Below are 20,801 nucleotides of genomic sequence, written 5' to 3' on the forward strand. Positions count from 1 at the left end.
GATGGATTTTATCCAAACGGTTCTCTCTCTTCTTATAACACTTGGCATACTGGTCACAATTCACGAGTGGGGTCACTACTGGGTAGCTCGTCGTTGTGGCGTTAAGGTACTGCGCTTCTCTGTCGGCTTTGGTAAACCTATCTGGATGCGTAAGGGCAAAGATGGCACTGAGTATGCTGTCGCCTCCATCCCTTTAGGTGGCTATGTTCGAATGCTCGATGAGCGTGAAGGACCGGTTCCAGATGAGCTCAAATCTCAAGCGTTCAACAACAAAAGCGTCTATCAGCGAATCGCGATCGTTGCAGCAGGCCCGTTTGTTAATTTGATCTTTGCCCTCTTTGCGTATTGGTTCCTATTCATATGGGGGGTGACGGTTGTAAAACCTGTCGTTGGCGCCGTTGCACCTGACTCGCTTGCAGAGCAAGCTGGTCTTCAGCCCAATTATGAGATCGCTGAGATTGACGGGCGAGAAGTGCTCTCATGGGAGGAGATCAATTTAGCGTTGGCAGCACGAGTGGGTGAGACAGGTGTATTAACTCTTCGTGCAGGTGAACCTAATTCTGGTTGGTTAAGAAACTACTCGGCTGATCTGCAAACTTGGGATGTTGATCTAGAGACCACTTCGCCACTTCGAGCCTTTGGCTTGTCACCCTGGCAGCCAGAAGTGCCTGCCGTTATAGGTCAAATCTCTCCTGATGGCCCAGCTTATAAAGCAGGTCTGCAAGAGGGCGATAGGGTCGTCAGCATTGACGATACGCCTATCGATAACTGGATGGCTTTGGTTGGCAAAGTGCAAGCTTCTTACGATACCGATCTTCGATTTGAAATTGTTCGTGATGAACAGTCCGAAGAGGTGATTGTAAGACCCGGCCTAAGACCCGGCAGTGATGCCTTAGTTGGCTATATCGGTGCCGGCGTTGTCGTCCCTCAGTGGCCAGAGGATATGTTAAGGGATCTCTCTCAGGGGCCGGTGGATGCTCTAGTGAGTGCCTACGAAAAGACCGTTCAGATGATTGGACTGACGCTGGACTCGATCAATAAGATGATCGTTGGTGTCATTTCAGTGAAAAATCTGAGTGGCCCAATTACGATCGCTAAGGTGGCCGGCGCTTCGGCATCATCAGGGTTGGAATCCTTTATCAGTTTTTTGGCCTATCTCAGCATCAGTTTGGGTGTGCTAAATCTTTTACCAATTCCGATGCTAGATGGCGGTCATTTAGTGTACTATTTTGTAGAACTGATTCGAGGTCGTCCTGTCAGCGAGCGTACCCAAGCTTTCGGAATGAGGTTGGGTATGGCGCTGTTGTTTAGTTTGATGGCCATTGCATTTTTTAACGATTTAGCGCGTCTTTAAGCGTACTAGAGGAATCACTGGATGAAACGCTTCACACTCTTATCACTGTTAGGACTTATCTTCTCGGTCCATGCTATTGCCAGTGATTTTGCCGTCGATGACATTCGTATCGAAGGTTTGCAGCAGGTTGATCCAGCCATTGTATTCCGAAATTTTCCGATTAATCGTGGTGATCTTGTCGATCAACGAGCTCTCAATGATGCGACAAAAGATCTGTTCGAATCCGGTTATTTTGATGATGTAGAGCTACTCAAAGATCAAGGTGTGTTGATTGTTCGAGTTAAAGAGCGCCCGTCCGTTGCGCTGATTCGTCTTGAAGGTAACGACATGCTTAAAGATGAGCAGCTTATGGGTGCTCTAGAACAAGCTGGCGTTCAAGAGGGAGATATTTTTCGACGGGCTGCATTGGATAAAATCCGCTTAGAACTTCTTCGTGTCTACAATGAGGCCGGTCGCTACACCGCTGAGGTGACTACCGAGGTTGAACAGTTAGAGTCCAATCGTGTGGCGATTAATGTTGAGATTACAGAGGGTCAAACGGCCGTTATTCAGAAGATCAACATTATAGGAAATACCGTATTCAGCGATGAAGAGTTGCTTGACCTGTTTGATTCAGGCTTAACCAACTACCTCTCTTGGTGGACCGATAACGATAAATACGCAAAAGAGCGCTTAAGTGCTGATATTGAGCGTATGACCAGTTTTTATCTGGATCGTGGCTATTTGAAATTCAATGTTGACTCTACCGATGTCTCAATCAGCCCAGATCAGAAACAGATTTTTATCACGATAGCGATCAACGAGGGCGAGTTATTCACTCTTAGTGATGTAAAAGTGGCCGGTGATATCGCAGAATATGCTGAAGAGTTAAATGCAGCACTGCTTGTCTCTACAGGAGATACCTTCTCTAGAAAATTGGTGACTGAAACTCAGTCAGAACTCAATGAGATTATTTCAGGCTACGGTTACCTGAATGCTCGCGTATCCGTTGTTCCTGAAGAGAAGGGTGAGGGTAAGGTTGATTTAACCTTCTTCGTTGCTCCAGGAAAGTTAACTTACGTTCGTCGCATAGAGATTCGTGGTAACTCAACAACTGCAGATGAAGTGATTCGTCGTACCATGCCGCAAATGGAGGGTACGGTAGCGGTCGGCAAAGATATTAAACGCTCTAAAGAGTTGTTGGATAAAACAGGCTACTTTACGAAGGTTTCGATCAATACCAAGCCCGTTGTTGGGGTTGAGGACCAAGTCGATGTGGTAATCGACGTTGAAGAGGGCCTGCTAGGTCAAATCAGTGCCGGTGTTGGTTACTCAAGCTCAGAGGGGTTGGGTTATCAAGCTGCATTCCAACAGGATAATTTCTTAGGATCAGGTACCAGTTTTAACGTCTCATTCAATATGTCTGACGTCGTTACATCGGTAGCCTTCTCTTACGAAGACCCCTACTACACCCTCGATGGTGTTGGCCGAGGTTTTGGCTTCTATGTAAGCCAAAAAGATTATGCAGAAGCTGATATCTCGGACTATGACGTCAACTCTATTGGCGGTGATGTTAACTTCTCCTACCCAATCGACGAGTACCAGCGCCTTCGTTTTGGTCTAGGTATCGATAAGACAGATATTGTTCTGGGTACCGCGCCCCCTTCATTTATTACAGACTTTACCGATGTTGAGGGTAAGGATTATCTAACCTATAAATTGACAGGTTCATGGACCAGCAACCGACTCAACAGTGCTATGTTCGCGACTCGCGGTACTTACCAATCTTTGAGTACTGAAATAGCGGTGCCAGGTGGTGATTTGAGTTTCGCCAAGGCAACCTACACCGGTAAGTACTACTACCCATTTGACCGACAAGAGACCTTTGTTGGTGCTTTGCGCACTCGCGTTGGCTACGCTGACTCCATTGATGGCGGTAACTACCCCTTCTTCGAAAACTATTTTGTCGGTGGTTTGACCAGTGTCCGTGGTTATGCAGCTAATACGATTGGGCCTAAAGAGGGTACTAGCGTGATTGGCGGTAATGGACTATTTTCGGGTTCTGCTGAGTTCATCTTCCCAATGCCATTTGTTGAAGATAAAGACTCTTGGCGTACTCTTTTCTTCTTAGATGGTGGTTCTGTATATCAGGATGATCCTAGTTTTGATGATATGAGATACTCAGCAGGTATAGGCATATCATGGATCACGCCGATCGGTCCGCTCTCTATCTCAAGTGCTAAAGCCCTGAATGCTTCTTCTGATGATACAGAAGAGCAGGTTCAGTTTGCGATTGGGCGTATGTTCTGATGTTGAAAAAACTTTTAGTTTCTCTGGCAATCTTTACTACCTCCGTAGCGAATGCGGGTCAGGCTGTTGTATTGGATGTCCAAGCGGCGCTTCAGTCGAGTAATGCTGCAGAAGCCTTTCGCGCAGATTTAGTTAAAAGCACTTCCCAGCAAGAGTCTCAGGTTCGTGATTTAGAAAATCAGGCTAAAAAGATGCAGTCTGATTTTGAGTTGAATAAGGGGCTGCTGACTCAAGAACAGATTCAGCAAAAAGATCTCCAGTTTAAGAAAGTGTATGGCGAGTATCAGCGACAGCTGCAAGCGCTTCAGCAGCAGCGAGCGGCTATGGAGAAAGAGTTTTTAGAGGGTATGCGTCCCAAGTTGGATCAGGTCATCAAAGCGCTTATTGATGAAGGCGATATTTCGCTGATTATCAATCGTCAGTCGGCTATCTATGTTGAGCCTAGAATCGACATTACAGGTGAGATTATTAAACGCCTGAATGCCCAGGAGTGACTGGGGTTTGACTGATTTTTCCGAAAAAGCGTCCGATTTAGCTCTTCGCGTTGGTGGAGAGTTGGTTGGTAGTGATTGTCTAATCTCTGGGATGTCTACCCTTGATAAAGCGGGTATCGGTCAGCTCTCTTTTCTATCCAACGCCAAATACCAAAAACAGCTTCCAGACACTCAGGCTGAAGTCGTTCTAGTCAGTGCAGAGTTCGTTGATCTGGTCCCCAATAGCGCTATTGTCGTTGCTAATCCCTACCTAGCCTTTGCAAAGTTATCGCAGCTGTTTGATTGGCGTGGTCCTTTAGTCGCTGGAATTGCGCCGACTGCAACAGTAGACCCTTCTGCCGAGATCGACCCCTCTGCTCAGATTGCGGAGGGTGCAATTGTTGGCGCTCAAGTTAAGGTGGCTGCCCATGCCTATGTGGGTCCCAACGTGGTCATAGGTGAGGGTGTATTGCTCGGTGAGTCAACACGGCTTGAAGCGAATGTAACCCTCTATCCTGGAGTTTCCATCGGTAAGCGATGCATTATTCATTCTGGTGCTGTGATTGGAGCCGATGGGTTCGGTTTTGCTCATGACGGTCAAGGCTGGGTAAAAATCGCCCAAGCCGGTGGTGTGATTTTAGGTGATGATGTTGAGGTCGGTGCAAACACAACGATCGATCGCGGTGCTCTGTCGGATACTTTGATTGCTAATGGTGTGAAATTGGATAATCAAATTCAGATTGCACACAATGTTGAGATCGGAGAGTCAACGGCCATAGCTGGTTGTACTGCAATTGCGGGTAGCACTCGTATCGGCTCTCATTGTACTATTGCAGGTATGAGCGGTGTCACGGGGCATTTAGAGATTGCCGACCGAACCCACATCACGGCGATGACTTTGGTCAGTAAATCAATCAAAGAGTCGGGTGCTTACTCATCGGGTACTGGGGTTGAACCTCACGCTCAATGGAAGCGAAATGTGGTCCGGTTTAAGCAACTTGATGAGTTGTCCCAACGCGTTAAAAATCTAGAAAAGCTTGTAAAAAAGCTTGCTGAATAAGGCTAAAAACTGAATATGATGGATGTAAATGAGATCCGTAAATACCTTCCGCACCGCTACCCTTTTCTATTGGTTGACCGCGTTGTAGAACTAACACCCGGTGAATCCATTGTCGCTTACAAGAATGTGACCGTTAACGAACCTTTCTTTAACGGCCACTTCCCTGATAATCCCGTCATGCCGGGTGTCTTGATTGTTGAAGCGATGGCTCAAGCGGCCGGTATTCTTGGTTTTAAAACCATGGATAAAACACCTCAGGATGGTTCGATCTACTACTTTGTGGGTGCCGATAATCTGCGTTTTAAACGCCCAGTAGTGCCTGGCGACCGCCTTCAGCTTGAAGCGTTGGTATTGTCTGAAAAACGCGGTATCTGGAAGTTCCAAGTTAAAGCGACGGTTGAAGGTGAAACGGTTAGCTCGGCAACCATTCTGTGTGCTGATAGGAAGGTCTGATTTTGATTCACCCGCAAGCTATTATCGATCCCTCTGCTAAGTTGGCAGAGGGTGTTGAGGTTGGACCTTGGAGTTACATCGGACCTGATGTCGAGATCGGTGCAAATACTCGTATCGAATCACATGTTGTCGTCAAAGGCCCGACCAAAATCGGTAGCGGAAATCATATATTTCAATTCGCATCTGTGGGCGAAGATTGCCAAGATAAAAAGTATGCCGGTGAACCCACTGAATTGATCATCGGTGATAACAACGTTATTCGAGAAGGCGTAACGATTCACCGCGGAACAGTTCAGGATAAAAGCCTGACGCAGATTGGCAGTCATAACCTTCTGATGGCCTATGTCCATGTGGCCCATGACTGTGTTGTCGGTGATCATACGATTTTGGCCAATAATGCAGCCTTAGCTGGGCATGTTCATGTTGGTGATCATACGATATTGGGCGGTTTTACAGCTGTTCATCAGTTCTGTCACATTGGTGCACATGTTATGTGTGGTGCCGGTACTGTTGTGCTCCAGGATATCCCCTCTTACACCCTTGCAACCGGTAATCCCGCATCACCACACGGCATTAATGCTGAAGGTCTAAAACGTCGAGGCTTCTCATCTGAGTCGATCCGTGCGCTTAAGAATGCCTATAAAACGATCTACCGTAAAAACCTTACTCTTGCGGATGCGATCGCTCAACTAGAGTCGCTTGAAGCTGGCGAGTCAGCATTGACCCCATTGATTGAGTCGCTACGTAACTCCTCTCGTGGAATCATCCGTTAATTCAACTAGACCCATTAAGATTGCTATTGTTGCTGGAGAAGAGTCCGGTGACATTCTTGGCGCTGGGTTGATCAGTTCGTTAAAGAAGCGCTATCCCAATGCCACATTTGAGGGGGTAGGAGGCCGTCGAATGATTGCTCAGGGCCTTAATTCAGAGTTTCCTATGGAGCGTCTGTCGGTTATGGGTCTGGTGGAGGTCTTAAAACGGCTTCGCGAACTTTTAAAACGGCGCAAGAAGTTAATAGAAAAGTGGTTGCAAACACCCCCCGATCTTTTTATTGGCATTGATGCTCCCGACTTTAATTTAGGTCTTGAGAGAGTCCTAAAAGAGCGTGCCATCCCAACGGTTCACTATGTCAGCCCCTCGGTTTGGGCCTGGCGAGAGAAACGTCTAAAAAAGATTGAACAGTCGGTTGATTTGATGCTCTGCTTTCTCCCTTTTGAAGCGAAGTATTACAAAGATACTCAGGTTAATGCTCAGTTTATTGGCCATCCATTAGCCACTCAGCTGCCACTCTCTATTAGTCAAAGCCAAGCCAAAACGGCTCTTGGTCTGAGTGATGCGAGTCCCGTATTGGCTCTGATGCCAGGAAGTCGCAGTTCTGAAGTGGGTAAGTTGGCACCCCCGTTCATTGAAACGGCACTCGCGCTTTGCAGTAAGATTCCCAATCTTCAGGTCATCCTTCCAGCCGCTAACGAAGCCCGTTATCAGCAGATAGCCCTGTTAATTCGAGAGGCTCAGGCAGAGAGTAAGATTAAACTTGTTCAAGGCTCCTCGCAGGAGTGTTTGATGGCGGCAGACTCAGTTTTGATTTCGTCCGGTACGGCAACACTGGAAGCGATGCTCTGTTCAACGCCTATGGTGGTGGCCTACAAAATGGCCCCGCTGAGTTATGCGATTATTTCTCGAATGCTAAAAACTCCCTATGTATCCCTGCCTAACCTATTGGCAGGCAGAGCATTGGTTCCCGAGATTTTTCAGTCTGATGTGAGGGTCGAGGTATTAGAGCCTCTGGTTTTACAAAGTCTGACGGATAGCCATTACATTCAATCGCTGCAGCAGGAATTTTCTGATCTGTCTGGGCTAATTCGCCAAGATGCCGATGAGCAAGCGGCAGAAGCTGTATCCACACTATTGGAGTTTAGAAGCTGATGCAGCCTCAAGAATTTAACTTTGCTGAGCACTCTCTCTTTGCCGGTGTGGACGAAGTAGGGCGAGGACCGCTTGTTGGCGATGTGGTTGCAGCAGCAGTGATTCTCGATCCTAACAATCCTATTGAGGGGTTGATGGATTCGAAAAAGCTGTCTGAAAAGCGTCGTGAAGCTTTGTCCATTGAAATTAAAGAGCGAGCGTTGTGCTGGTCAATCGCGGTTGCAACGCCGCAAGAGATTGATGAATTGAATATTTTGCACGCGACAATGCTGGCGATGAAGCGAGCGGTGTTGGGTTTATCCCAAGTGCCTGATCATGTCTATGTGGACGGTAATCGATGCCCCGAGATTCCTTACTCTGTTGAAGCGGTAGTGAAAGGTGACTCAAAAGTCGCAGAGATCAGTGCGGCTTCTATCATTGCTAAGGTACATCGTGATCATCAAATGCTAGAATTGGACGCACAATTTCCGCAGTATCAATTTGCCAAACATAAAGGCTACCCGACGCCGGCTCATCTTCAATTGATACAAGAGCACGGGGTATTACCGGAATATCGTCGTTCATTTGCGCCGGTAAGGCGCCTAATAGAGGGGAATCAGTAGAATGACTGACGCATCGTTCGTCCATCTTCGTGCGCACTCTGAGTTCTCACTCTATGATGGTCTGGTTCGTGTTAAAGAGCTGGTTAAGCATGCTGCACAGGCGCAGATGCCCGCTGTTGCGTTAACCGATCAGACCAACTTTTATGCTTTAGTTAAGTTCTTCAAAGCGGCAACTGCGGCGGGTGTTAAGCCTATCTGTGGGGTCGATTTTTGGGTTGTAGATGATGCCGATCCGGAGTCGCCACCGACCCAGTTGACACTGCTTGTTAAAAACGGCTTGGGTTATCGTAATCTCACCGAACTGGTCTCTAGAGCCTATGCCGAAGGTCAGTCACTCGACCCTGAACGGGCACTGATCTACAAAAGCTGGGTTGCTGAAAAGTCTGAGGGTGTAATCGCGCTCTCGGGTGGTCGTCGTGGGGAGATAGGTCAGGCGATCCTGTCAGGTCAGGCGGATTTAGAGGCTCGTCTGCAATATTGGATGGATCTTTTTCCAGATGCCTTCTATCTGGAATTGGTTAGAACAGGGCGCTCTGATGAAGAGACGGTCATCCATAAAAGTATCGAGCTTGCCCAGTCGCTGGGTTGTCCTGTCGTTGCAACCAATGAAGTGATGTTTGTCCGCGAGGATGACTTTGATGCTCATGAAGCGCGAGTCTGTATTAACCAGGGGCGCACTTTGGATGATCCGACGCGTCCAAGAGATTACTCTGATCAGCAGTATTTCAAATCATCTGAGGAGATGATTGAGCTCTTCTCTGATATTCCCTCAGCGATCGAAAACAGCGTTGAAATCGCCAAACGATGCAGCATCGAGATTGAACTTGGAACTTACTACCTGCCAAGATTCCCAATACCTGAAGGGGTGTTGATGGATGACTACTTCAGGAGAGTGTCTGAAGTCGGTTTAGAAGAGCGCCTCGATTTTCTTTTTGATCGAAACTCAGAAGAGTTTGCTGAGATTCGTAAGGCTTATGATGAGCGGTTGAAGTTTGAGCTGGATATCATCATCCAGATGGGTTTCCCAGGTTACTTCCTGATCGTCATGGACTTCATTAAATGGGCTAAAGAGAATGGTATTCCTGTAGGGCCAGGGCGTGGTTCGGGTGCCGGCTCATTGGTCGCCTATGTCCTTAAAATTACCGACCTTGACCCACTTGAGTACGATCTTCTGTTCGAACGTTTCCTTAACCCGGAACGTGTTTCGATGCCGGACTTTGATATCGATTTCTGTATGGATAATCGAGATCAAGTCATTGACTACGTCGCTCAAACCTATGGGCGCGATGCCGTTTCGCAAATCATTACCTTCGGTACCATGGCGGCTAAAGCGGTGGTTCGAGATGTGGCGCGTGTTCAAGGTAAGCCCTTCGGTCTTGCTGACCGCCTCTCTAAATTGATCCCATTTGAAGTGGGAATGACACTCAATAAAGCTTGGGAGCAGGAAGAGGCGCTTCGCGAGTTCGTTGAAGGCAGTGAAGAGGCTCAAGAGATTATGGAGATGGCCTACAAACTCGAGGGGGTTACTCGAAATGTAGGTAAGCACGCCGGTGGTGTGGTGATCTCTCCAACCAAACTGACCGATTTCTCGGCTACCTATTGTGATGCTGAAGGTCAGGGCTTGGTGACCCAGTTTGATAAGAATGATGTTGAAGAGGCGGGTCTCGTTAAGTTCGACTTCTTGGGCCTTAGAACCCTGACTATCATTGACTGGGCACTTGAGACCATCAATAAACAGAAAGAGATTGAAGGTGAAGAGCCGCTGCGAATTGAAGCGATCGATTTAGAGGATCCTGAGGTCTACGCTCTACTCAAGCGTGCAGAGACTACGGCGGTTTTCCAGCTCGAATCCAGTGGTATGAAAGATTTGATTCGTCGTCTTTTGCCGTCACGTTTCGAAGATATCGTCGCACTGGTGGCACTGTTCCGTCCCGGTCCTTTGCAATCGGGCATGGTTGATGACTTTATTAACCGTAAGCATGGCCGCGCTGAGATGGCTTGGCCTCACCCTGATTACCAGTTGGATTCTCTTCAACCGGTATTGGAGCCGACTTACGGCATTATTCTCTATCAAGAGCAGGTCATGCAGATCGCTCAGGTGATGGCGGGTTATACGCTGGGCGGAGCGGATATGCTGCGTCGAGCGATGGGTAAGAAAAAACCAGAGGAGATGGCGAAACAGCGACATCTATTCATTGAGGGCTCAAGCGCTCAGGGCATTGATGAAAAGCTGGCCGGTAATATCTTTGATCTGGTTGAAAAATTCGCGGGTTACGGATTTAACAAATCCCACTCCGCTGCCTACGCACTGGTCTCTTACCAAACAGCTTGGCTGAAAACCTACTACCCAGCGCCATTCATGGCTGCTGTTATGTCCTCTGATATGCAGAACACCGACAAGGTGGTGATCTTCATTGAAGAGTGTCGTCAGATGAAGCTTAAAGTACTGCTTCCCGACGTTAATTTGAGTGAGTTCAAATTTACGGTGGGTCCAAATCAGGAGGTTGTCTACGGGCTTGGAGCGGTTAAAGGCGTAGGTGAAGGTCCTGTTGAGGCGATCATGGAGGCTCGGAAATCGGGAGCGTTTAAAGATCTGTTCGATTTCTGTAAGCGAGTAGGGTCTAAAAAACTCAACAAGCGAGTGCTTGAATCCTTAGTACGCTCTGGTGCTGTTGATGCCTTAGGTCCCAATCGAGCGGTGTTGTGGGCCGCTATACCTGCAGCTTTACAGTCGGCCGATCAAGATGCGCGCAATCAAGATGCGGGAATGTTCGACCTGTTTGGTGAGTCCGAAGAGGTTGTCGATGCCGATCCTTTCGAGCAGTTCATGAATGCTCGCGAGTGGAGCGACAAAGAGCGTCTGAATGGCGAGAAGGATACCCTCGGTCTTTACGTGACGGGCCATCCTATTGATGAGTATGAGTCTGAATTAAAACACTTTGTTTCTCGCAAACTACAAGAGCTTCAACCGGCTAGAGGGCGAGCTCAAAAAATGGCCGGCTTGGTTGTCGACCTGCGTGTTAAAAAGACCAAGCGAGGCGAAAATCTCTGCTTTGTAACCTTGGATGATCGATCTGCTCGTATCGATGTGAGTCTGTTTGGTGAAACCTATGATGAAGCGCGTCGTCTGATTCAAAAAGATCAGGTGATTGTGGTGGAAGGAGAGGTGGCTCAAGACGACTATAACGGTGGCCTCAAGGTGCGTGGGCAGCAGGTATTAAGTGTCGCGGATGCCCGTATTCGTTATGCGAAGTCGTTAACGATTAAGGCCGACGCAAAGGGATTAACTCAACAAAGCTTGAGAATGTTGCAGGACTCTTTGAAAAAAGCACGCGCTTATCAGCAGGGTATGCCTGTTGTGATTGACTATAGCTGTGCTGAGGCGAAGGGTCGGATTGAGCTTGGCTCAGAGTGGATTGTCTCTCCTGATGACGACCTGATGCAATCACTTCGCGAGCAGTTTGGTAATCAGAGCGTCTCGCTGATCTACTAGTTTTCCTGACAGTATTTAGCCACCTAGGGTGGCTACTTTTTTGCGTGCGCGGTAGAATTCAACAATCAGTTTTATCTTTTAGAAGCGAATTGTATGAACCCCAACTACCTTGATTTTGAACAGCCAATTGCTGATCTGGAAGCAAAGATCAATGAACTTAAACACGTTGGCGAAGATAATGAGAGTATCAATCTCTCTGACGAGGTATCGCGCCTTCGTGAAAAAAGTCACTCTCTGACTCGTTCAATCTTCTCTGACCTGAGTGCTTGGCAGGTTTCTCAATTAGCTCGCCATCCGCAACGCCCATACACTCTGGACTACATCAAATACATCATCGATGAGTTTGAAGAGATTCATGGCGATCGTCATTTTGCTGATGATCAGGCGATTGTGTGTGGTATTGGTCGTTTGGATGGTCAGCCTGTTGCTGTGATTGGTCATCAGAAAGGTCGTGAAGTCAAAGAGAAGGTTCGTCGCAACTTTGGTATGCCTCGTCCAGAAGGTTACCGTAAAGCACTCCGTGTGATGGAGATGGCAGAGCGATTCAACATGCCGATTCTTACCTTTATCGATACTCCAGGAGCCTACCCAGGCATCGATGCTGAAGAGCGTGGTCAATCCGAAGCGATTGCATTCAACCTTGCGAAAATGTCTAAGTTGAAGACGCCTATTATCGCAACAGTGATTGGTGAAGGGGGTTCTGGTGGTGCATTGGCTATCGGTATCTGCGATGAGCTACTAATGCTTCAGTACTCAACTTACTCAGTCATCTCTCCAGAAGGCTGTGCTTCAATTCTATGGAAAAGCGCAGAGCGTGCTTCAGACGCAGCTAAAGCGATGGGTATCACGTCTGAGCGTCTCCACGAACTGGGTCTGGTTGATCAGATTGTTGCTGAACCGCTGGGTGGTGCGCACCGTGATCCCGCGTTGATGGCCGCTAGTCTTAAGCAGCAGTTGCAAGCCTCACTGAAAAAACTGACTGGCCTAGCTGATCAAGAGTTGCTGGATCAACGTTATCAGCGAATTCTCTCTTACGGCGCCATTGGTCGTTAATGAGCAATAAAACAGCCGCAGATATTCGAGAGAGTCTGCGGCTTTTTTTTCTACAACATCCCCATATTGAGCATTGGGTCGTTGCCTACAGCGGCGGTCTAGACTCAAGTCTGCTTCTTAAGCTCTGCTCTGACATACTCCCTCCTGATCGCTTGTCAGCACTGCATGTTAATCATCAGCTGCAAAGCGGCTCTGATAGCTGGGAGCGATTTTGTGCTGAATCAGCATCCGAATGGGGTGTCTCTTTTGAATCAGAAAAAGTGACCTGTGACTCCTCGTCTGAAGAGAGCGCAAGGCAGGCGCGTTACTCTACATTTAACAAGCGTTTAAAGCCCAAAGAGGCTTTGCTGCTAGCCCACCACCAAGATGATCAAGCCGAAACGGTCCTCTTTAACCTCTTTAGAGGCTCAGGTGTTAATGGGCTTTCGGGAATTGCTTCAAATAGGAGAGTTGGGGAAGGAGAACTTTTCAGACCGCTTCTGAATACGACAAAGTCTGATATCGAGTCAGCGGCCAAAGAGTTGCAGATTGCTTGGGTGGATGATCCCAGTAATCTCGATACAAGCTTTACCAGAAACTGGATTCGTAGAGATTTGTCGGTTGTTTTGAGCGCTCAATGGCCTGACTGGAAATCTACGCTGGCTAAAACAGCGTCACGCTTGAGCGAAGCGAGTCAATTGCATGAAGCGCTGGCGCAGATGGATCTTGAACGTTGTCAGCTAGAGGAGGGGGTTCTCTCCTTAGCACTCCTGTTGCAGCTCTCACTGGCACGTAAGAAAAATCTTCTCTATCACTGGTTAAGTTCTGCTGGCCAGAGGGTAGGCTCGGAGAAACAGCTGGAATCGATTGCAAAGCTGGATGTTAAGGCAAAGGGTGAGTGGCAATTTTCCACAGTGATTTTGCGCGCCTATGATGAGAAGTTATTTTTATCACCTGATATTGAACGTCAACCCTGTGAGTCCATTGAGTGGGTGGTCTCTGATGAGACAGTGACATTTGGTCCTGGTCAGTTGAGCGCCATTAGATCTGAGGCTGGTCTGCCGGTAGATATGAAACTAACTCTTCGAGCTCGAGAGCCAGGTGAGTCTGTTTACATTGAGTCTCGCGGGGGGCATGTCAGTATTAAAAAACTGATGAATGAGCATCGAATCCCGCCTTGGTTAAGAGAGTGTTGGCCAATTGTCTGTTCATCGGGTCAGGTGGTGGCGATTCCTGAAATATGGCTGGATGAAAAAGTCTGCGTTAAAGACGGATTTTTACTAAATTGGGTCGTTTGATGTTTGTTACCAAAGCGCTCTTTTGGTAGACTGATTTCCCATCTTGAGTTCGCTAGAACTCCCTACAAACTCTATCTGACAGGTTCTGCATGACGCGCTATATTTTCGTCACCGGTGGTGTTGTTTCCTCATTGGGCAAAGGCATTGCTTCGGCCTCTCTCGCGGCAATTTTGGAAGCGCGTGGTCTTAAAGTCACCATGCTTAAGCTCGATCCATACATTAACGTGGATCCGGGTACCATGAGTCCGTTTCAGCATGGTGAGGTATTTGTCACCGAAGATGGTGCTGAAACCGATTTGGACCTTGGCCACTACGAGCGTTTTATTCGTACGACCATGGGCAAGCGAAACAACTTTACGACAGGCCGTGTTTATCAACACGTTCTTCGTAAAGAGCGCCGTGGTGATTACCTAGGCGGAACTGTTCAGGTTATTCCTCACATCACTGATGAGATTAAGCGCCGCGTTATCGAAGGTGCAGGTGATGCTGATATCGCTCTCTGTGAGATTGGCGGTACCGTTGGTGATATTGAGTCCTTGCCGTTCTTGGAAGCTGTTCGTCAGCTGAAAGTGGAGCTGGGCTCAAACCGCGCTATGTTCATGCACCTCACACTTGTACCTTATATTGCTACGGCCGGTGAGATTAAAACTAAACCTTCACAGCACTCCGTGAAAGAGCTGCGCTCTATCGGTATTCAGCCTGATATTCTGGTATGCCGCTCTGATTTTGCGCTGCCTGAATCACAAGCTAAAAAACTCTCTATGTTTACCAACGTAGAAGAGCGCGCTGTTATTTCATTGCCTGATGCAAATACCATCTACAAAATTCCTGCGATGCTTGAAGCACAAGGCTTGGATCAGATCGTTGTTGAACGATTCAACTTGGATTGCCCTAAGGCTGATCTAGGTGAATGGAATGCGGTAGCTGATGCGTTTTTGAATCCAGAGGGTGAAGTGACCATCGCGATGGTCGGTAAATACATGGAGCTTCTGGATGCCTACAAGTCTCTTATCGAAGCGATTTCACACGCAGGCATCTCACATCGTAAGAAAGTAAAAATTGAATACATCGATTCTGAACGTGTTGAGCGTGAAGGGGTTGAGATCCTTAAGGACTTCAGCGCGATTCTAGTACCTGGTGGATTTGGTGAGCGTGGTGTTGAGGGCAAGATCGAGGCGGTACGTTACGCTCGTGAAAACAAAGTCCCTTACCTAGGTATCTGTCTAGGCATGCAGGTTGCTGTTATTGAGTATGCACGTAACGTTGCTGGCTTGGCGGGTGCAACCTCGTCGGAGTTCAACACAGAAGCTGAACACCCTGTTATCGGTTTGATTACTGAGTGGACCGATCACACCGGTGAAGTTGAACAGCGTACTGATGATTCAGATCTAGGTGGCACTATGCGCCTAGGTGCTCAGTTATGTCATCTTAAAGCGGGCACGCATGTTTCTGAAGCCTATGGTTCAACTGAAGTTGTTGAACGTCACCGCCATCGTTATGAAGTGAACAATAATTACGTTGCCCAGCTAGAAGCTGCCGGACTTGTTATCTCAGGTCGTTCAACGGATGGTGAGTTAGTCGAGGTTGTGGAGGCACCAGATCATCCGTGGTTTGTGGCTTGTCAGTTCCACCCAGAGTTCACCTCTACGCCACGTGATGGACACGGTCTATTTAAAGGATTTATTGGCGCTGCGCTTGAGTACCAAGCGAACAGCTAATTAGGAGTTAGGGAAATGACTACAATTGCAAACATCAAAGCTCGTGAAGTATTGGATTCACGTGGTAACCCAACGGTTGAAGCGGACGTTGTTCTTGAGAACGGCATCATGGGGTCTGCTTGTGCGCCATCGGGTGCATCAACTGGTTCACGTGAAGCACTAGAGCTACGTGATGGTGATAAATCTCGCTACCTAGGCAAAGGCGTGCTTAAAGCTGTCGCTGCCGTGAACGGCGAAATCAAAGATGCCCTTGTTGGTATGGATGTGACTGATCAACGCGCTCTGGATAACAAGATGCTTGAGCTTGACGGTACTGAGAATAAGAGCAAATTTGGTGCGAACGCCATTCTTGCTGTTTCACTTGCTGCTGCTAAAGCGGCTGCGCAAGCTAAAAACATTCCACTTTACCAACACATCGCAGAGATCAATGGTACTCCAGGTCGCTACTCTATGCCTGTGCCAATGATGAATATCTTGAACGGTGGTGAGCACGCGGATAACAACGTTGATATCCAAGAGTTCATGGTGCAGCCGGTTGGCGTATCAAGTTTTGCCGAAGCACTTCGTTGCGGTGCTGAAATTTTCCACGCGTTAAAAGCGGTGCTTAAAGCTAAAGGCCTTAATACAGCGGTTGGTGACGAAGGTGGTTTTGCGCCAAACCTTGCGTCTAACGAAGAGGCTCTGGTTGTTATTAAAGAGGCGATCGCTAACGCAGGTTACGAGTTAGGTAAAGATGTTACTCTGGCTCTAGACTGTGCATCGTCTGAGTTCTATAAAGAGGGTATGTACGATCTTGCGGGTGAAGGTAAGAAGTTTGATTCAGAAGGATTCGGTGACTACCTTAAAGCATTGACTGAAAACTACCCAATTGTCTCTATTGAAGATGGCATGGATGAGTCTGATTGGGATGGTTGGGCGAGCCTGACAAGCAAGATCGGCAATAAGGTTCAGCTAGTTGGTGACGATCTATTCGTAACCAACACTAAGATTCTATCTCGTGGTATCGAACAGAGCATCGGTAACTCGATCTTGATTAAGTTCAACCAGATCGGTTCACTGTCTGAAACCTTGGATGCGATTAAAATGGCTCAGGATGCTGGCTTCACGGCAGTTATCTCACACCGTTCTGGCGAAACTGAAGATACAACCATTGCTGACCTTGCAGTGGGAACAGCCGCTGGGCAAATTAAGACCGGTTCACTTTGTCGCTCGGACCGTGTTGCTAAGTACAACCGCCTCATTCGTATCGAAGAGGAGTTGGGTGCTGCAGCAGCATACCGAGGCCTAGTTGAGATTAAAGGCCAGGGTTAATAGAAACATGATATAAAAGGGCCTTAGGCCCTTTTTTTGTGGAGAAAAACAGCTTGCGTTGGTTTTGGTTAATTCTGCTCCTAATGGCAGTGGCGCTTCAGTATCGACTCTGGTTCGGAGAGCCAAGCTTGCCTCAAATTTGGCAGGTACAGAGCGATATTGAAGAGCAGCGCAAGATTAACCAGAGGCTGTTGGAGCGAAACTCAGAGCTGGAAGCTGAAGTGCAAGATCTAAAACGCGGCTTGTCAGCACTCGAAGAGAGAGCCCGATCTGAAATGGGAATGATCGGTAAAGAGGAGACTTTTTATCAGGTGGTTAAGCCTTTGACACCATCGGAGATGGATAGTGACTGAATTTGTTGTAGAGCCTTTCAGCTATGTGAACGGCCAACCCGATGTGAAGGCACAGCTTCGTTCTGCACCAGAGGATTTTCGTGTTGTTGAAGATTTGGGGTATGAACCAGAGGGTGAAGGCGAACATCACTACCTATACATTCAGAAACGCGGTGAAAACACCGATTGGGTGGCGCGTCAGCTAGCTAACTTCTGCCAGGTCAGCCCCAGAGATGTGGCCTACGCAGGTAAAAAAGATCGCCATGCCGTAACTGAGCAGTGGTTCAGTGTCCATCTGCCCGGATCTCGACGTGTGCTTAACTGGGCGTTATTCGGTGGTGATACGATCAATGTTCTCAAGTCGAGTAAACATCGTCGCAAGATTAAACTCGGTCATCTTAAGGGTAACCGATTTGAGATTACCCTCAGAGAGGTCTCTGATGTAAATCGACTTCTGCATAAAGCGACGTCTCTTGAATCAGGGGTTCCTAACTACTTTGGTGAGCAGCGATTTGGTCAGTCGTTCGGTAATCTTCACTCAGGATTGGCTATCCTGTCGGGTGAGTTGGTTGAACGTCAGCGCAACAAACGCAGCATGTACATTTCGGCACTGCGTTCCTATCTATTCAATCGAGTGATCTCCACTCGTATAGATCAAGGCACCTGGGATAGCCCTCTCGATGGGGATGTCTTGATCGAAGACTTCACGCAAAAAGTTCATCGTTACGACGCTAATGATCCTGATCAAAAAGCCCGTTTCGATCAGTGCGATCTGCATTTGACTGCGCCGATGTGGGGTAAAGGCGAATTATACTCCCTGGATAAGGCTCAGATGATAGAAAAGTCGGTCGTCGCGGGGTATCCTCAAATATCTGAGGGGTTGGAAACGCTTGGGCTTAGACAAGAGCGTCGCAGTATGCGATTGGTCCCAAGAGATTTGCATGTGGAAGTGCTAGAAGAGCAGGTCGTAAAACTCAGTTTCTCTCTTCCATCAGGCTCGTTTGCCACGAGTGTTTTGCGTGAGCTGTGTGTCTGGTAACCCTTTCCACTTAGGATTGAGCCAATAATAGATAAGAGATAACTAGATGCATATTTTGGTTTCCAATGATGATGGTGTTTACGCACCGGGGTTGCGGGTTCTTGCTGAACGTCTAAAAGAGGCAGGTCACCGCTGTACGGTTGTAGCACCTGATCGTAATAGAAGCGGTGCTAGTAACTCGTTAACCTTGGATCGTCCTCTTGATGCAATTGTGCATAGTAGTGGTTATTTTGGAGTCGATGGAACGCCAACCGATTGTGTGCATTTAGGGGTTTCTGGGATTTTCTCAGATGGTGATATCCCTGATATCGTCGTTTCCGGTATCAATGCGGGTGCAAACTTGGGTGACGATATTGTCTATTCAGGTACCGTGGCTGCGGCAACCGAAGGTCGTCATTTGACACTACCACCTATAGCAGTATCGACCTGCAATTTTCACCCTAAACACTATGAAACGGCCGCACAGGTAGTGGCTGATCTGGTCGCGAATATTGAATCCTTGAAGGTTGCACCGAGAACCGTCATTAATGTGAATGTTCCTGATCTCCCTATGGATCAATTAAAGGGTGTGCAAATTACCCGTTTGGGCCACCGCAGTGCTGGCGAACCGCCACTACCTACTCAAGACCCACGAGGTCGAACTCGCTATTGGATTGCCGCCGTCGGTGAAGCCAAAGATCGTGTTGAAGGTACCGATTTCTATGCGGTTGAAAATGGCTATGTTGCGGTCACCCCTCTGCAGCTGGATATGACTCGCTACTCTGATCTTGATCAGGTGGCTGATTGGTTGGAGCAGTAATAGTGTCCCAACAGCTTTTACGTGAAGGGATCGGAATGACTTCACGCCGAACAAGAGAGAGGCTTCTCAATCGCTTGCAGGATCAAGGGATCACCGATAAAGCGGTATTAGAGACGATCGTTGAAACGCCCCGTCATCTCTTCATTGATGAAGCGCTATCGCATAAAGCCTATGAAGACACCGCGCTGCCAATTGGATATAACCAAACCATCTCTCAACCCTACACTGTCGCTAGAATGAGCGAGTTGCTGTTGGAGTTTGGTGCTAAAGATAAGGTGTTAGAAGTTGGCACGGGATCTGGCTATCAGACAGCAGTTCTTGCTCAGCTCTGTCAGCAGGTTTTCAGTGTAGAAAGAATTCTTCCGTTACAAGAGCGAGCTGCATCTGTACTGGGCTACTTGGGATTGAGTAATGTCTCTCTTTTTCACACTGATGGTGGAATGGGGCTCGAGCATGAGGCACCGTTTGATGCCATTATGGTAACGGCAGCCCCCTCAGTTATTCCCGAATCTTTGAAGAAGCAATTGAAGGTGGGTGGCGTTTTAGTGGCCCCTGTTGGAGATGAAGAGCAAAAACTGGTTCGCATTTTGCGACGCAGTGATTCGCATTTTGAGACCAAAGTGATAGAGCCGGTTAAGTTTGTTCCTCTACTCAATGGGTTGGTAAGTTAATAGACAATGGATCATTTAAATAAGCAGCGCACAGCGTTTCAATATTTTAAGTTGTTATTGAAAGGGATGTTGATGGGTGCGGCTGATGCTGTTCCTGGTGTTTCAGGTGGAACTATTGCCTTCATTACCGGTATCTATGAAGAGCTCATTCACTCGATTCGTCGCTTCGATTTGAAAGCACTGAATGTTCTTTTTAAGAAAGGCTTAGTGGCTGCCTGGAAACAGGTTAACGGAACCTTCTTGTTGGTCCTTGTAGCCGGTATCGCGCTCAGTATCATCTTATTGGCGAAGACGGTTCTGTTTCTCCTAGACGAGTACCCGGTTCTGTTGTGGTCGTTCTTCTTTGGTTTGATTCTTGCGTCAACATGGAGTGTGGCTCGTCATGTTGCAGGTTGGTGCGCCAATCGGATGTCCGTCTTTGTTCTTGGCGCGGTGTTGGCCTATTTGTTGACCTCCATGTCGCCCAGTAGTGTGCCTGATTCGGCGCTGATGGTCTTTTTTGCAGGGATGATTGCCATCTGTGCCATGATTCTTCCAGGTATCTCAGGTAGCTTTATTCTGCTTCTATTAGGGATGTATACGACCATTCTGACAGCGATTAAAGAGTTTGATTTTGCTGTTATCGCACTGTTTGCCGCTGGTGCGGCCTCTGGTTTATTGGCGTTTTCTCGAGTATTGAGTTGGGCTTTCAATCATTATCGCTCAATGACTTTAGCGCTGTTGTCAGGTTTTTTGCTGGGTTCACTCAATAAGGTGTGGCCATGGAAGTACACACTCTCTTACACCATCAACTCTAAAGGGCATCAGGTGCCGCTCGTGGAGCAGAATGTTACCCCAACAGCCTTTACAGATCTTACGGGTGAACCATCTCAATTAGTGTTGGCCATTCTATTGATGCTGTTTGGCTTAGCGGTTGTTCTGTTAATCGATAGACTGCCATCGAGAGGCTAA

Annotated in this window: 18 protein-coding genes; all 18 read left to right on the forward strand. The window is 47.8% G+C overall.

Annotated elements, in window-relative coordinates:
- The first annotated feature begins 1 nt into the window (after position 1).
- The 18 genes from rseP (at position 2) to XMD564_RS05900 (ending at position 20,801) form a co-directional block, all read left to right on the forward strand.
- Entirely contained in the window at positions 2 to 1,354 is a 1,353-nt protein-coding gene (rseP, locus tag XMD564_RS05815; RefSeq protein ID WP_173507982.1) for an RIP metalloprotease RseP, read from the forward strand.
- Positions 1,355 to 1,375: 21 nt separating this feature from the next.
- A complete protein-coding gene (bamA, locus tag XMD564_RS05820; RefSeq protein ID WP_173507983.1) occupies positions 1,376 to 3,643 on the forward strand; it encodes an outer membrane protein assembly factor BamA in 2,268 nt (755 codons plus the stop codon).
- Positions 3,643 to 4,137 (forward strand): OmpH family outer membrane protein, encoded by a 495-nt coding sequence (locus XMD564_RS05825; RefSeq protein WP_173506337.1) that lies wholly within the window; start codon positions 3,643 to 3,645, stop codon positions 4,135 to 4,137. Before bamA ends, XMD564_RS05825 begins: the two co-directional genes overlap by 1 nt.
- 7 nt (positions 4,138 to 4,144) lie before the next feature.
- Complete coding sequence (gene lpxD / locus XMD564_RS05830; protein ID WP_254443786.1) at positions 4,145 to 5,176, forward strand: UDP-3-O-(3-hydroxymyristoyl)glucosamine N-acyltransferase; 1,032 nt, start codon at positions 4,145 to 4,147, stop codon at positions 5,174 to 5,176.
- A 15-nt stretch (positions 5,177 to 5,191) separates the two neighbouring features.
- Positions 5,192 to 5,629, forward strand: coding sequence for a 3-hydroxyacyl-ACP dehydratase FabZ (fabZ, locus tag XMD564_RS05835; RefSeq protein WP_173506335.1), 438 nt, complete (start codon positions 5,192 to 5,194; stop codon positions 5,627 to 5,629).
- Between the two features lie 2 nt (positions 5,630 to 5,631).
- Complete coding sequence (gene lpxA / locus XMD564_RS05840; protein ID WP_173484531.1) at positions 5,632 to 6,402, forward strand: acyl-ACP--UDP-N-acetylglucosamine O-acyltransferase; 771 nt, start codon at positions 5,632 to 5,634, stop codon at positions 6,400 to 6,402.
- Entirely contained in the window at positions 6,362 to 7,555 is a 1,194-nt protein-coding gene (gene lpxB, locus XMD564_RS05845; RefSeq protein ID WP_217362078.1) for a lipid-A-disaccharide synthase, read from the forward strand. Before lpxA ends, lpxB begins: the two co-directional genes overlap by 41 nt.
- Positions 7,555 to 8,157 carry a ribonuclease HII gene (rnhB, locus tag XMD564_RS05850; RefSeq protein WP_173483414.1) on the forward strand — a complete coding sequence of 201 codons (603 nt, stop codon included), beginning with the start codon at positions 7,555 to 7,557 and terminating at the stop codon, positions 8,155 to 8,157. The genes lpxB and rnhB overlap by 1 nt, the downstream gene beginning before the upstream one ends.
- Position 8,158: 1 nt before the next feature.
- A complete protein-coding gene (gene dnaE / locus XMD564_RS05855) occupies positions 8,159 to 11,650 on the forward strand; it encodes a DNA polymerase III subunit alpha (RefSeq protein ID WP_173507984.1) in 3,492 nt (1,163 codons plus the stop codon).
- 93 nt (positions 11,651 to 11,743) lie between these two features.
- A complete protein-coding gene (gene accA, locus XMD564_RS05860; protein WP_173481442.1) occupies positions 11,744 to 12,703 on the forward strand; it encodes an acetyl-CoA carboxylase carboxyl transferase subunit alpha in 960 nt (319 codons plus the stop codon).
- On the forward strand, positions 12,703 to 13,980 hold the full coding sequence (gene tilS, locus XMD564_RS05865; protein WP_173507985.1) for a tRNA lysidine(34) synthetase TilS: 1,278 nt from the start codon (positions 12,703 to 12,705) through the stop codon (positions 13,978 to 13,980). The genes accA and tilS overlap by 1 nt, the downstream gene beginning before the upstream one ends.
- A gap of 89 nt (positions 13,981 to 14,069) precedes the next feature.
- Complete coding sequence (locus XMD564_RS05870; protein WP_173481440.1) at positions 14,070 to 15,698, forward strand: CTP synthase; 1,629 nt, start codon at positions 14,070 to 14,072, stop codon at positions 15,696 to 15,698.
- Positions 15,699 to 15,713: 15 nt separating this feature from the next.
- Complete coding sequence (gene eno, locus XMD564_RS05875) at positions 15,714 to 17,009, forward strand: phosphopyruvate hydratase (RefSeq protein WP_173506979.1); 1,296 nt, start codon at positions 15,714 to 15,716, stop codon at positions 17,007 to 17,009.
- Positions 17,010 to 17,047: 38 nt separating this feature from the next.
- Positions 17,048 to 17,362 (forward strand): cell division protein FtsB, encoded by a 315-nt coding sequence (ftsB, locus tag XMD564_RS05880; RefSeq protein ID WP_371731460.1) that lies wholly within the window; start codon positions 17,048 to 17,050, stop codon positions 17,360 to 17,362.
- Entirely contained in the window at positions 17,355 to 18,380 is a 1,026-nt protein-coding gene (gene truD / locus XMD564_RS11560; RefSeq protein WP_173483411.1) for a tRNA pseudouridine(13) synthase TruD, read from the forward strand. Before ftsB ends, truD begins: the two co-directional genes overlap by 8 nt.
- A 46-nt stretch (positions 18,381 to 18,426) precedes the next feature.
- Positions 18,427 to 19,179: a 5'/3'-nucleotidase SurE gene (gene surE / locus XMD564_RS05890; protein ID WP_173481436.1), complete on the forward strand. Its 753-nt coding sequence runs from the start codon at positions 18,427 to 18,429 to the stop codon at positions 19,177 to 19,179.
- Positions 19,180 to 19,214: 35 nt separating this feature from the next.
- A complete protein-coding gene (locus XMD564_RS05895) occupies positions 19,215 to 19,850 on the forward strand; it encodes a protein-L-isoaspartate(D-aspartate) O-methyltransferase (RefSeq protein ID WP_173481480.1) in 636 nt (211 codons plus the stop codon).
- Between the two features lie 6 nt (positions 19,851 to 19,856).
- Positions 19,857 to 20,801, forward strand: a complete 945-nt coding sequence (locus XMD564_RS05900) for a DUF368 domain-containing protein (RefSeq protein ID WP_217362077.1) — start codon at positions 19,857 to 19,859, stop codon at positions 20,799 to 20,801.

This window comes from Marinobacterium sp. xm-d-564 (genome assembly GCF_013283345.1).
GTDB lineage: Bacteria > Pseudomonadota > Gammaproteobacteria > Pseudomonadales > Balneatricaceae > Marinobacterium_E.

Excerpts from the sequence above, each read along its gene's own strand:
- rseP (WP_173507982.1), top strand. The coding sequence starts at position 2 with ATGGATTTTATCCAAACGGTTCTCTCTCTTCTTATAACACTTGGCATA.
- bamA (WP_173507983.1), top strand. The coding sequence starts at position 1,376 with ATGAAACGCTTCACACTCTTATCACTGTTAGGACTTATCTTCTCGGTC.
- XMD564_RS05825 (WP_173506337.1), top strand. The coding sequence starts at position 3,643 with ATGTTGAAAAAACTTTTAGTTTCTCTGGCAATCTTTACTACCTCCGTA.
- fabZ (WP_173506335.1), top strand. The coding sequence starts at position 5,192 with ATGATGGATGTAAATGAGATCCGTAAATACCTTCCGCACCGCTACCCT.
- rnhB (WP_173483414.1), top strand. The coding sequence starts at position 7,555 with ATGCAGCCTCAAGAATTTAACTTTGCTGAGCACTCTCTCTTTGCCGGT.
- dnaE (WP_173507984.1), top strand. The coding sequence starts at position 8,159 with ATGACTGACGCATCGTTCGTCCATCTTCGTGCGCACTCTGAGTTCTCA.
- accA (WP_173481442.1), top strand. The coding sequence starts at position 11,744 with ATGAACCCCAACTACCTTGATTTTGAACAGCCAATTGCTGATCTGGAA.
- tilS (WP_173507985.1), top strand. The coding sequence starts at position 12,703 with ATGAGCAATAAAACAGCCGCAGATATTCGAGAGAGTCTGCGGCTTTTT.
- XMD564_RS05870 (WP_173481440.1), top strand. The coding sequence starts at position 14,070 with ATGACGCGCTATATTTTCGTCACCGGTGGTGTTGTTTCCTCATTGGGC.
- eno (WP_173506979.1), top strand. The coding sequence starts at position 15,714 with ATGACTACAATTGCAAACATCAAAGCTCGTGAAGTATTGGATTCACGT.
- surE (WP_173481436.1), top strand. The coding sequence starts at position 18,427 with ATGCATATTTTGGTTTCCAATGATGATGGTGTTTACGCACCGGGGTTG.
- XMD564_RS05895 (WP_173481480.1), top strand. The coding sequence starts at position 19,215 with ATGACTTCACGCCGAACAAGAGAGAGGCTTCTCAATCGCTTGCAGGAT.
- XMD564_RS05900 (WP_217362077.1), top strand. The coding sequence starts at position 19,857 with ATGGATCATTTAAATAAGCAGCGCACAGCGTTTCAATATTTTAAGTTG.